This window comes from Bacillus cereus group sp. RP32 (assembly GCF_040459735.1).
Taxonomy (GTDB): domain Bacteria; phylum Bacillota; class Bacilli; order Bacillales; family Bacillaceae_G; genus Bacillus_A; species Bacillus_A wiedmannii.
Window position 1 is genome coordinate 1547406 of record NZ_JARVHO010000001.1, and the last position, 12516, is coordinate 1559921.

Below are 12516 nucleotides of genomic sequence, written 5' to 3' on the forward strand. Positions count from 1 at the left end.
GGGGTGACATACTATTTATGACAAAATGGTTTAACGTAGGGAAAATTGTAAATACTCATGGCGTAAGAGGAGAAATACGTGTTATTTCTCGTACTGATTTTCCAGAAGAGCGATATAAAGTAGGAAACACGTTATACATAAGTAATGAGAAAAGTGCAGACTACCTTCCAGTGAAAGTAACTTCTCATCGTCAACATAAGACATTTGATCTATTAACATTTGAAGGATACAACAATGTAGATGAAGCAGAGAAGTTTAAAGGTTCTTTAATAAAAGTACCAGAAGAGCAGTTAGGTGAACTAGCTGAAGGCGAATACTACTACCATGAAATTATTGGTTGCAGTGTTGTAACGGAAGAAGGAGAAGCGTTAGGAACAATAAAAGAAATTTTATCTCCTGGTGCAAATGATGTTTGGGTAATTAAACGTCCAAAAGGTCAAGATCTATTAATTCCTTATATTGATGATGTTGTACTTCAAGTTAACATTGAGAATAAATTAGTAACCATTCATGTAATGGAAGGGCTATTATAATGAAAATTGACATTTTAACATTGTTTCCAGATATGTTTACGGGTGTGTTTGGATCTTCAATTTTAAAGAAAGCACAAGAAAAAGAAGCGGTAGAGCTTCGTGTTGTCAATTTCCGCGATTATACAACGAGTAAGCATAATAGCGTAGATGATTATCCGTATGGTGGTGGCGCTGGGATGGTATTAACCCCCCAGCCTATCTTTGATGCAGTGGAAGAGTTAACGAAGGAAACAGACCGTAAACCGAGAGTTGTCCTAATGTGTCCACAAGGAGAGCGTTTTACGCAGAAGAAGGCAGAAGAACTTGCTGAAGAAGAGCATGTTATTTTTGTGTGTGGTCATTATGAAGGGTACGATGAACGAATTCGTGAGCATCTCGTAACGGATGAAATTTCTATCGGTGACTACGTATTAACCGGCGGAGAGTTAGCCTCTATGGTTATTACGGATAGTGTCGTGCGTCTCCTCCCGGGAGTGCTAGGAAATCATGCTTCACAAGTCGAGGATTCGTTTAGTACAGGTTTATTAGAACATCCTCATTATACACGTCCAGCTGATTTTCGTGGTATGAAAGTACCGGATGTACTAATGTCAGGAAATCATAAAAATATTGATGAATGGCGACACAAAGAATCACTACGTCGTACGTACATGCGTAGACCGGATTTACTGGAAGAACGAGAATTATCTAAGCAAGAAGCGAAATGGCTAGAACAAATTAAAGAAGACAAGTAAGGGCTTGATATATTTTCTATTGCAACAGTCCTAGCAATATGCTATTATAACACTTGTGCTACTGAAATCAGTGGCCGTATTAACGATGTTCCGCTGTAATTTATTAAGACTTTATAAGAGCATCTGTTTAAAGGAGAGAATTTAATATGCAACAATTAATCGCAGAAATTACTCAAGGCCAATTAAAAACTGACCTTCCTTCATTCCGTCCTGGAGACACTTTACGTGTACACGTAAAAGTAGTTGAGGGAACTCGTGAAAGAATTCAGCTTTTCGAAGGTGTTGTAATTAAACGTCGTGGTGGCGGAATCAGTGAAACATTCACAGTTCGTAAGATTTCTTACGGTGTAGGTGTTGAGCGTACATTCCCAGTTCACACGCCAAGAATCGCGAAACTTGAAGTACTTCGTCGTGGTAAAGTACGTCGTGCTAAGTTATACTACTTACGTAACCTTCGCGGTAAAAAAGCACGTATTAAAGAAATTCGATAAGACATGTATGGGAGCTTGTAAATACACAAGCTCCCTTTTTCCAATCTATATAAAATTTTGATATAATACGAGCAGCCTACATAATCGTGGAGGGGAAATGCATGAAAAAAGAAAAGAGTTCACTTTGGGAATGGATCAAAGCAATTTTGATTGCTGTTGTATTAGCGGGTGTTATTAGACAGTTTTTCTTTGCTCCAATTCTCGTAGATGGAGTATCGATGGCGTCTACTTTACATGATCGCGATCGAATGATTGTCAATAAAATTGGTTATCACATAGGAGATCCGAAACGATTTGATATTATCGTATTCCGAGCAACGGAAGATAAAGATTATATTAAGCGCATTATCGGCCTGCCAGGCGATGAAATAGAGTATCGTAATGATAAACTATATGTTAACGGAAAGGCTTATGAGGAGCCGTATTTAGACAAGCAAAAAAAACAAATTGCTGACGGACCGCTTACATATGATTTTACTCTTGAAGAAATGACAGGGAAGAAAACTGTTCCAGAAGGTCAATTATTTGTTTTAGGCGATAATCGTCGTTTTAGTAAAGATAGCCGTTCGATTGGTACAATTTCAATGGACCAAGTGATTGGAAAAGCAAATATACTATATTGGCCGTTAAAAGATGCTCGTATTGTGAAATAAAAGAAAAAGAAGGTGGCAACATGGTAATTCAATGGTTCCCGGGACATATGGCAAAGGCTAGACGCCAAGTAACAGAAAAATTAAAGTTAATTGATGTTGTAATTGAGCTTGTAGATGCTCGATTACCTTTATCTTCTCGAAATCCAATGATCGATGAGATTATTACACATAAGCCGAGGCTTGTTGTTTTAAATAAAGCGGATATGGCAGATGATCGTTTAACAAAGCAGTGGATTGCATATTTTAAAGAAAAAGGCCAAATGGCAATTTCAATTAACGCACAAGCTGGACAAGGTATGAAGGAAATTGTAGCGGCTTGTAAAGTGTTGGTGAAAGAAAAATTTGATAAAATGGTTGCAAAAGGTATTAGACCGAGAGCAATTCGTGCATTAATTGTAGGTATACCGAATGTTGGTAAATCTACGTTAATTAATAAGTTGGCGAAGAAAAATATTGCTAAAACAGGAGATCGTCCTGGTGTAACAACAGCTCAACAATGGATTAAAGTTGGGAAGGAAATGGAACTGTTAGATACACCGGGTATTTTATGGCCTAAATTTGAAGATCAATTAGTGGGTCTTCGTTTAGCGACAACAGGCGCAATTAAAGATTCAATTTTAAATTTACAAGATGTTGCTGTTTACGCTTTACGTTTTATGGAAAAACATTATCCAGAACGTTTGAAAGATCGATATAATTTAAATGAAATTCCAGAAGATATTGTGGAGTTATTCGATGCAATTGGAAAAAATAGAGGCTGTTTAATGGGCGGCGGAATGATTGATTATGATAAAACATCTGAGCTTATACTTCGTGAGCTTCGTGGTGGGAAACTTGGGAAAATGACGTTTGAAACACCAGAAGAGTTTGCGGAGCAAGTAGAAGGTGTTGAAAAAGTAGAAGAAGTATAAGACGTGCGTTTGTACGTCTTTTCTTTTTTGTATATAAAAGGAGTGTGCGTGAATGCAAAAAGTGACTATTCAAGAAGCGGAACATTTACTGCAAAAAATTATGAGTGAAGAGGACGACCGCTTTCAAATATTAATGAAAGATGAGCGAAAAGGGGTACAAAAGCTCATTTTGAAGTGGCATAAACAAAAAGAGTTAGCGCAGAAAGAAAAAGAAAAGTTTTTCGAAATGTCCAAGTATGAGATTGCATTACGTGAAAAAGGGCTCACATTTATTGCAGGTATAGATGAAGTAGGGCGTGGGCCGCTAGCTGGGCCTGTCGTGACGGCAGCTGTTGTCCTTCCGGAAGATTTTTATATTCCAGGGTTAAATGACTCGAAAAAGCTGAGTGAGGCGAAGCGAGAGCGTTTTTATGATGAAATTAAAGCACAAGCAATTGCAATTGGAGTTGGAATTGTATCACCACAAGTTATTGATGAGATAAATATTTATCAAGCGACGAAACAAGCGATGTTAGATGCGGTTGCGAATTTATCTTGTGCACCAGAACATTTATTAATTGATGCGATGAAACTTCCTACACCAATTCCGCAAACATCCATTATTAAAGGTGATGCGAAAAGTATTTCTATTTCAGCTGCATCCATTATTGCGAAAGTAACGAGAGATCGTATGATGAAAGAGCTTGGAGAAAAGTATCCTGCATATGGATTTGAACAACATATGGGATATGGCACAAAACAACATTTAGAAGCGATTGAAGCGCATGGAGTATTAGAAGAACATCGCAAATCGTTTGCACCAATTAAAGATACGATTCACAAATAAGCTGCGAATATGCAGCTTATTTTTTTTATTTTGGTATATGAACATTATTATTTTCAAAAAAGAATAAAGCGATTTCAGTTTTCTGACACTTTATTGTAGACAGCGTGCCAATCATCTTATACAATGGCAATGTAATGTTTTTTAAACATTTAAAAACTTTTCGAGTAAAACAGGAAAACAGGGGAGGATGGGACCATGAATATCCATGAGTACCAAGGTAAGGCAGTCCTTAAAAGCTATGGGGTTAGCGTTCCGAACGGGAAGGTTGCATTTACAGTAGAAGAAGCTGTAGAAGCAGCGAAAGAATTAGGAACGGATGTATGTGTAGTAAAAGCACAAATTCACGCTGGTGGACGCGGCAAAGCTGGCGGAGTAAAAGTTGCAAAAAATTTAGATGAAGTTCGTACATATGCAGAGAGCATTTTAGGAACTACACTTGTGACACATCAAACAGGTCCTGAAGGTAAGGAAGTAAAACGCTTACTTATCGAAGAAGGTTGCGATATTAAAAAAGAATATTATGTTGGTCTAGTTTTAGATCGTGCAACTTCTCAAGTTGTTTTAATGGCATCTGAAGAAGGTGGAACAGAAATTGAAGAAGTAGCAGAGCAAACACCTGAAAAGATCTTTAAAGAATATATTGATCCAGCAGTAGGCTTACAAGGCTTCCAAGCACGCCGAATCGCGTTTAACATCAATATTCCAAAAGAGCTTGTAGGACAAGCTGTGAAGTTTATGATGGGCTTATACCGTGCGTTTATCGAAAAAGATTGCTCTATCGCGGAGATCAATCCACTTGTTACAACAGGTGACGGTAAAGTTATGGCATTAGATGCGAAATTAAACTTTGATTCTAATGCTTTATATCGCAATAAAGACATTTTAGAACTTCGTGATCTTGATGAAGAAGATTCAAAAGAAATTGAAGCTTCTAAATATGACTTAAACTACATTCCTTTAGATGGAAATATCGGTTGTATGGTTAATGGTGCAGGTTTAGCGATGGCTACAATGGATATCATTAAACATTACCATGGCGATCCAGCTAACTTCTTAGATGTTGGTGGCGGTGCAACAGCTGAAAAAGTTACAGAAGCATTCAAAATTATCCTTTCTGACAAAAATGTAAAAGGTATCTTCGTTAACATTTTTGGTGGCATTATGAAGTGTGATGTTATCGCAGAAGGTGTTATTGAAGCGACGAAACAAGTAGGTCTTGAATTGCCTTTAGTTGTACGTCTTGAAGGTACAAACGTAGAGTTAGGTAAGAAAATTTTAAATGAGTCTGGCTTAAATATTGTTGCAGCAGAATCTATGGCAGACGGTGCACAAAAAATTGTTTCACTAGTGGGCTAATAGAAAGCGGGGGAGAAAAATGAGCGTATTAGTTAATAAAGATACAAAAGTTATTGTTCAAGGTATTACAGGTTCTCAAGGTTTATTCCACACAAAACAAATGATTGAATACGGTACGAAAATTGTCGGTGGTGTAACGCCAGGTAAAGGTGGCACTGATATTGAAGGTGTACCAGTATTTGATACTGTAGAAGATGCAGTGAAAGCAACAGGCGCAAACGCTTCAGTTGTATACGTTCCACCCGCTTTTGCGGCTGATGCAATTATGGAAGCAGTTGATGCAGAAATCGATTTAGTAGTATGTATTACTGAAGGTATTCCTGTATTAGATATGGTAAATGTAAAGAGATATATGGCGGGTAAACATACACGTTTACTTGGACCAAACTGTCCTGGTGTTATTACGCCTGATGAATGTAAAATTGGTATTATGCCAGGGTACATTCATAAAAAAGGCCATGTAGGTATCGTATCTCGCTCTGGTACATTAACGTATGAGGCTGTACATCAGTTAACACAAGAAGGTATTGGCCAATCTACTGCTGTAGGTATCGGCGGGGACCCAGTTAACGGTACGGACTTTATAGATGCGTTAAAAGCATTTAATGAAGATGAAGAAACACATGCTGTAATTATGATTGGTGAAATTGGTGGTACAGCGGAAGAAGAGGCGGCTGAATGGGTGAAAGCTAATATGACAAAACCTGTTGTAGGCTTCATTGGTGGCCAAACAGCGCCTGCTGGCAAACGTATGGGCCATGCTGGTGCAATCATTTCTGGTGGTAAAGGAACTGCTGCTGAAAAGATTAAAACGATGGAAGCTTGTGGTATTAAAGTAGCGGAAACTCCAGCGGTTATGGGTGAAACACTAATCTCTGTCTTAAAAGAAAAAGGTCTATTTGAGACTTGTAAAAACTACTAATCTGTAAAAAGACACCTTCTTGCTTGAAGGTGTCTTTTTACGCAATTCTTGTTTACATAATAAAAATTATGGGTAAGGAGAATTAAGATGAAAAGAGAACGATTATTACATCTTCATTATTTTTTAGCAGATCATTGGAAGGCAATGGAAAGACTACTATATGTCGATCCTGAATTGAAGGGAATATACACTTTTAATACAAAACAAATGGAATACTACACTGGAATATCCTCGAAAAAATCTTTAGAATTAGTAAATTTTCTTCAAAGTTCAAATCTCCCGCAATATATATCTTATTTAGAGAAAAATCGAATCTTCTATATGACTATATGGGACGAAGATTATCCACAATTATTACGTGAAATACAGGATCCCCCATTTGTATTATATGGAAAAGGAGAGAAGTGTTTTCTCAGTAAAGCGAATAAATTAGCAGTTATTGGAACGAGAGAACCGATTTTATATGGACATGAGAGTTTAAAATTTATTTTACACCCATTATTAGAAAGGGAATGGCTTATTGTCAGTGGGTTTGCAAGAGGGATAGATACAATGTCTCATGAAATTACAGTAAGACGGCATTGCCCGACTATTGCAATACTAGGACATGGATTATCGTATATGTATCCAAAAGAGAATAGACATTTATATGAAACGTGGAATGAATATATATTGTTATTAACAGAGTACCCGCCGCACTATGCACCGAAAAAATGGTATTTTCCAAAAAGGAACCGGATTATTAGTGGTATAAGTAAGGGTGTTTTAGTTGTAGAAGCGAAATCAAGAAGTGGAACACTTATTACTGCGGACCTTGCTTTAGAGCAAAATAGAGAGGTATTTGCACTTCCTGGACCTATATTTATAGATAGTGCATCAGGAACGAATCATCTGATTCAACAAGGAGCAAAACTAGTAAGAAATGCAGAAGATATCTTGGAAGAAGTTTTAAATTAACTTTATATTTTTATGTTTTTATTAAACAATTATTGACAAATGGTAGATAGGCACTGTATGGTATATTCATTCTTGATTGACAAAAACAAGAGAAATCAATAAGATTGATGAAGACTTGAATCCACCTCTTAAGGAGGCACTAGCATGTCAGATTACCTCGTAATCGTGGAGTCGCCTTCTAAGGCGAAGACCATTGAGAAATATTTAGGGAAAAAATACAAAGTTGTCGCGTCTATGGGACACGTTCGCGATTTACCTAAAAGCCAAATGGGGATAGAAGTAAAGAACAACTTCACCCCGAAGTATATTACCATTCGTGGTAAAGGTCCCGTCTTAAAAGATTTAAAATCAGCGGCCAAAAAAGCAAAGAAAGTCTATCTCGCGGCCGATCCAGACCGTGAAGGGGAAGCGATTGCTTGGCATTTAGCCAATACGTTAAATGTGGACGTTGAATCAGATTGCCGAGTTGTGTTTAATGAGATTACAAAAGATGCAATAAAAGAATCATTTAAACATCCTCGTGCGATTAATATGGATTTAGTAGATGCACAGCAAGCAAGGCGTATACTAGATCGTCTTGTTGGTTACAATATTAGTCCTTTATTATGGAAGAAAGTAAAAAAAGGATTAAGTGCAGGACGCGTACAATCTGTAGCAGTTCGTTTAATTATCGAACGTGAAAAAGAAATTCAAATCTTTGAGCCTGAAGAATTCTGGACAATTAAGACAGAATTTGTGAAAGGGAAAGACACATTTGAAGCAAGTTTTTACGGTGTAGATGGTGAAAAAGTTCAATTAACGAATGAAACGCAAGTGAATGAAATAATTGAACAGATGAAAGATAATGCGTTTTCAGTTGAAAATGTAACGCGAAAAGAGCGAAAACGTAATCCTGCATTACCGTTTACAACATCTTCCTTGCAACAAGAGGCAGCTCGTAAGTTAAACATGCGAGCAAAGAAAACAATGATGCTCGCGCAGCAATTGTATGAAGGGATAGATCTTGGAAAGCAAGGGACTGTAGGTCTTATTACGTATATGAGAACTGACTCAACACGTATCTCAGAAACAGCTCAAACAGAGGCGCGTACTTACATTACTGAGGCGTTTGGTGCGGAATACATAGGGACAGAAAAGAAGAAAGAAACGAAAAAGTCGAACGCGCAAGATGCGCATGAGGCAATTCGTCCTACTTCGGTAATGAGAAGGCCAGAGGAACTAAAGAGTTTCTTAAGTCGTGATCAACTTCGGTTGTATAAACTGATTTGGGAGCGATTTGTTGCAAGTCAAATGGCGTCTGCTATAATGGATACTGTGACAGCTAGACTCATTAATAACAATGTTCAGTTCCGTGCAAGTGGATCGGTTGTAAAGTTTCCAGGATTTATGAAAGTGTATGTAGAGTCGAAAGATGACGGGGCTGAAGAAAAGGATAAAATGTTGCCACCTTTAGAAGTAGGGGAAACGGTATTTTCGAAGGATTTAGAACCGAAGCAACACTTTACACAACCTCCGCCGCGCTATACAGAGGCTCGTCTAGTAAGAACACTTGAAGAGCTTGGAATTGGAAGACCGTCGACTTACGTACCGACACTTGAAACGATTCAAAAACGTGGATACGTAGGTTTGGATAATAAACGCTTCGTTCCAACTGAACTTGGTGAAATAGTAATTGAACTTATTTTAGAGTTTTTCCCAGAAATTATTAACATTGAATTTACTGCTAACATGGAGCAAAGTCTTGATGAAGTAGAAGAAGGAAATGCGAATTGGGTAAAAATTGTTGATGATTTCTACGTAGGCTTTGAACCGCGTTTAGAAAAAGCGGAAAAAGAAATGCGTGAAGTGGAAATTAAAGATGAACCAGCTGGGGAAGACTGTGAATTGTGTGATCACCCAATGGTCTTTAAAATGGGTAAATACGGGAAATTTATGGCTTGTTCGAATTTCCCAGATTGTCGTAATACAAAACCGATTGTGAAAGAAATCGGTGTTACTTGTCCGAAGTGTGATAAAGGTCAAATTATTGAACGCCGTAGTAATAAAAAGAAACGTCTTTTCTATGGATGCGGTACGTATCCAGAGTGTGACTTTGTATCTTGGGATAAACCAATTGGTCGTAAATGTCCGAAGTGTGAAGGTATGCTTGTAGAGAAGAAGTTGAAAAAAGGCGTGCAAGTACAATGTATTTCGTGTGATTATGAAGAAGAACAACAAATGTGAGCGTAACTGCTCACATTTTTTTCGGGAAGAAAAGGAAAGGTGATAAATATGACAACACAAGTAGTAAACGTCATTGGCGCAGGTCTTGCAGGAAGTGAAGCAGCTTACCAAATTGCAAAACGTGGTGTCCAAGTGAAATTATATGAAATGAGACCAGTAAGGCAAACGCCAGCTCATCACACAGATAAATTTGCAGAGTTAGTATGCAGTAACTCGCTTCGCGCAAACACATTAACAAACGCTGTTGGTGTTATTAAAGAAGAAATGCGTTTAATGGACTCTGTTATTATTCGTGCAGCTGATGAGTGCTCTGTACCAGCAGGAGGAGCTTTAGCTGTAGATCGTCATGAATTTGCGGCAAAGGTAACAGAGTATGTGAAAAACCATCCGAACGTAACTGTGATGAATGAAGAAATTACTGAAATTCCAGAAGGGCCTACTGTTATCGCGACAGGTCCACTTACGTCTCCTGATCTTGCTGCACAATTAAAAGAATTAACAGGTGAAGATTATTTTTATTTCTATGATGCAGCAGCACCGATTGTTGAGAAAGATAGCATTGATATGAATAAAGTATATTTAAAGTCTCGTTACGATAAAGGGGAAGCTGCATATTTAAACTGCCCAATGACGGAAGAGGAATTTGACCGTTTTTACGAGGCATTAATTGCTGCTGAAACAGTACCTTTAAAAGAATTTGAAAAAGAAATTTTCTTTGAAGGTTGTATGCCGGTAGAAGTTATGGCAAGTAGAGGAAGACAGACGCTAGTATTTGGACCGATGAAACCTGTTGGATTAGAAGATCCGAAAACAGGAAAAACGCCATATGCTGTTGTTCAGTTACGTCAAGATGATGCAGCAGGAACATTATACAATATCGTAGGTTTCCAAACGCATTTAAAGTGGGGACCACAAAAAGAAGTGTTACAGTTGATTCCAGGACTGGAAAATGCAGAGATTGTACGTTATGGTGTAATGCATCGTAATACGTTTATTAATTCACCTAACTTGCTTCGTCCAACATATCAATATAAACAACGTGATGATTTATTCTTCGCTGGCCAAATGACTGGAGTAGAGGGATATGTTGAATCGGCGGCATCAGGGTTACTAGCGGGTATTAACGCTGCTCGACTTGTGAAAGGTGAAGAACCGGTTGTATTACCGCCTGTAACTGCAATGGGAAGTATGGCGAATTATATTACTGCGACAAACGCGAAAAACTTCCAGCCGATGAATGCAAACTTCGGTTTGTTTGCACCGTTAGAGAAGAAAATTAAGAGGAAAGCAGAACGAAATGAAGCATATGCAACACGCGCTTTAGAAACAATTCAAAATTTTGTAAATATTTAGTTAAATTTCTTGCAAAGGCTACTAAGTTGTGATACGATTTAGTAGCCTTTATTGAGGTGAATTGTGTGAATGTGAAGAAATTGTTACAATTATTCGTTGGATATTTACAAATTGAAAGAAATTATTCAAAATATACAATTGCAAGTTATCAAAATGATTTAGAACATTTTGTGCAATTTATGGAGCGAGAAGGCATATCCTCTTTTTTAGATGTTACATACGCGGATGTTCGTTTGTACTTAACGACGTTGCACGATGAAAAGTTAGCCCGTAAATCTGTCGCAAGAAAAGTATCAAGCTTACGAAGTTTATATCGTTTTTTGATGCGTGAAGGTTATCGGAAAGATAATCCGTTTGCACTTGCGTCACTCCCCAAAAAAGAATTGTCAATCCCAAAGTTTTTATATGCTGAAGAATTAGAGGAATTATTTGAAGTTGCTGATACGGAAACACCGCTAGGTCAAAGGAATCAAGCTTTATTAGAGTTGATGTATGCGACTGGGATCCGTGTGAGTGAATGTGTCAATTTACAACTTACCGATATTGACTTCGCGGTGGGAACAATTTTAGTAATGGGAAAAGGAAAAAAACAAAGGTATATTCCGTTCGGAAGCTATGCGCAAGATGCTTTAATTACTTATATAGAGAACGGGAGAAAACAGTTGGCTCACAAAACTGAAGAACACTCTCATATGGTATTTTTAAATGCGAAAGGCACGCCGCTAACAAGTCGAGGGGTACGCTATGTATTAAACGAACTCATTAAGAAGGCTTCACTGACAATGCGGATAAGTCCCCATATGTTAAGGCATACATTTGCTACACATATGTTAGATGAAGGGGCAGATTTACGTACTGTACAGGAGCTACTCGGTCATGAGAATTTGTCGACGACACAAATTTATACGCATGTCTCTAAAGAAAGATTGCGTTCGGTCTACATGAAGCATCACCCGCGGGCATAAATTGCTTTTAAAGCTATAAAAACATATAAAGGAGTTTTTTCTATGGGAAATTTCCACGCTACAACGATATTTGCAGTTCATCATAATGGAGAATGTGCAATGGCTGGAGATGGTCAGGTGACAATGGGAAATGCAGTTGTAATGAAACATACTGCTCGTAAAGTCCGTAAACTTTTCCAAGGGAAAGTTTTAGCTGGCTTTGCAGGTTCCGTTGCTGACGCGTTTACTCTTTTTGAAATGTTTGAAGGGAAATTAGAAGAGTACAATGGGAACTTGCAGCGTGCTGCAGTTGAGATGGCAAAACAATGGCGTGGCGACAAAATGTTACGTCAGCTAGAAGCGATGCTCATTGTCATGGATAAAACAACTATGCTTCTTGTTTCAGGTACAGGAGAAGTGATTGAACCAGATGATGGGATTTTAGCGATTGGATCTGGTGGGAATTATGCGCTTTCTGCAGGTCGTGCTTTAAAGCAATATGCAAGTGAACATTTAACAGCGAAGCAAATTGCGAAAGCAAGTTTAGACATTGCTGGCGATATTTGTGTTTATACAAACCACAATATAATTGTGGAAGAATTGTAGAATCGTA

At 37.9% G+C, this 12516-nt stretch carries 13 protein-coding genes; all 13 read left to right on the top strand.

Going from position 1 to position 12516, the window contains the following annotated elements; genetic code table 11:
* Nucleotides 1-17 precede the first annotated feature (17 nt).
* The 13 genes from rimM to hslV all read left to right on the top strand — a co-directional run bounded on the left by rimM (nucleotide 18) and on the right by hslV (nucleotide 12509).
* Nucleotides 18-533: a ribosome maturation factor RimM gene (rimM, locus tag QCI46_RS08155; protein ID WP_353839905.1), complete on the top strand. Its 516-nt coding sequence runs from the start codon at nucleotides 18-20 to the stop codon at nucleotides 531-533.
* Nucleotides 533-1267, top strand: coding sequence for a tRNA (guanosine(37)-N1)-methyltransferase TrmD (trmD, locus tag QCI46_RS08160; RefSeq protein ID WP_353839906.1), 735 nt, complete (start codon nucleotides 533-535; stop codon nucleotides 1265-1267). The genes rimM and trmD overlap by 1 nt, the downstream gene beginning before the upstream one ends.
* Before the next feature lie 146 nt (nucleotides 1268-1413).
* Complete coding sequence (rplS, locus tag QCI46_RS08165; RefSeq protein WP_001186518.1) at nucleotides 1414-1758, top strand: 50S ribosomal protein L19; 345 nt, start codon at nucleotides 1414-1416, stop codon at nucleotides 1756-1758.
* 101 nt (nucleotides 1759-1859) lie between these two features.
* Entirely contained in the window at nucleotides 1860-2411 is a 552-nt protein-coding gene (gene lepB / locus QCI46_RS08170) for a signal peptidase I (RefSeq protein WP_000711857.1), read from the top strand.
* Between the two features lie 20 nt (nucleotides 2412-2431).
* Complete coding sequence (gene ylqF, locus QCI46_RS08175) at nucleotides 2432-3322, top strand: ribosome biogenesis GTPase YlqF (RefSeq protein ID WP_353839907.1); 891 nt, start codon at nucleotides 2432-2434, stop codon at nucleotides 3320-3322.
* A gap of 52 nt (nucleotides 3323-3374) precedes the next feature.
* A complete protein-coding gene (locus tag QCI46_RS08180; RefSeq protein ID WP_088064287.1) occupies nucleotides 3375-4148 on the top strand; it encodes a ribonuclease HII in 774 nt (257 codons plus the stop codon).
* A 195-nt stretch (nucleotides 4149-4343) separates the two neighbouring features.
* Nucleotides 4344-5504 (top strand): ADP-forming succinate--CoA ligase subunit beta, encoded by a 1161-nt coding sequence (sucC, locus tag QCI46_RS08185; RefSeq protein WP_001020778.1) that lies wholly within the window; start codon nucleotides 4344-4346, stop codon nucleotides 5502-5504.
* A 19-nt stretch (nucleotides 5505-5523) separates the two neighbouring features.
* A complete protein-coding gene (gene sucD, locus QCI46_RS08190; protein ID WP_000115178.1) occupies nucleotides 5524-6426 on the top strand; it encodes a succinate--CoA ligase subunit alpha in 903 nt (300 codons plus the stop codon).
* Between the two features lie 87 nt (nucleotides 6427-6513).
* Nucleotides 6514-7383 (top strand): DNA-processing protein DprA, encoded by an 870-nt coding sequence (dprA, locus tag QCI46_RS08195; RefSeq protein ID WP_048546002.1) that lies wholly within the window; start codon nucleotides 6514-6516, stop codon nucleotides 7381-7383.
* A gap of 144 nt (nucleotides 7384-7527) precedes the next feature.
* Nucleotides 7528-9606 carry a type I DNA topoisomerase gene (topA, locus tag QCI46_RS08200; protein ID WP_001286953.1) on the top strand — a complete coding sequence of 693 codons (2079 nt, stop codon included), beginning with the start codon at nucleotides 7528-7530 and terminating at the stop codon, nucleotides 9604-9606.
* 48 nt (nucleotides 9607-9654) lie between these two features.
* The gene (gene trmFO, locus QCI46_RS08205) at nucleotides 9655-10959 is read left to right on the top strand and encodes an FADH(2)-oxidizing methylenetetrahydrofolate--tRNA-(uracil(54)-C(5))-methyltransferase TrmFO (RefSeq protein WP_000211996.1); all 1305 of its coding nucleotides are present in this window, start codon (nucleotides 9655-9657) and stop codon (nucleotides 10957-10959) included.
* A 65-nt stretch (nucleotides 10960-11024) separates the two neighbouring features.
* The gene (gene xerC / locus QCI46_RS08210; RefSeq protein WP_001101235.1) at nucleotides 11025-11924 is read left to right on the top strand and encodes a tyrosine recombinase XerC; all 900 of its coding nucleotides are present in this window, start codon (nucleotides 11025-11027) and stop codon (nucleotides 11922-11924) included.
* 42 nt (nucleotides 11925-11966) lie between these two features.
* Entirely contained in the window at nucleotides 11967-12509 is a 543-nt protein-coding gene (gene hslV, locus QCI46_RS08215) for an ATP-dependent protease proteolytic subunit HslV (protein WP_000526271.1), read from the top strand.
* Nucleotides 12510-12516 lie beyond the last annotated feature (7 nt).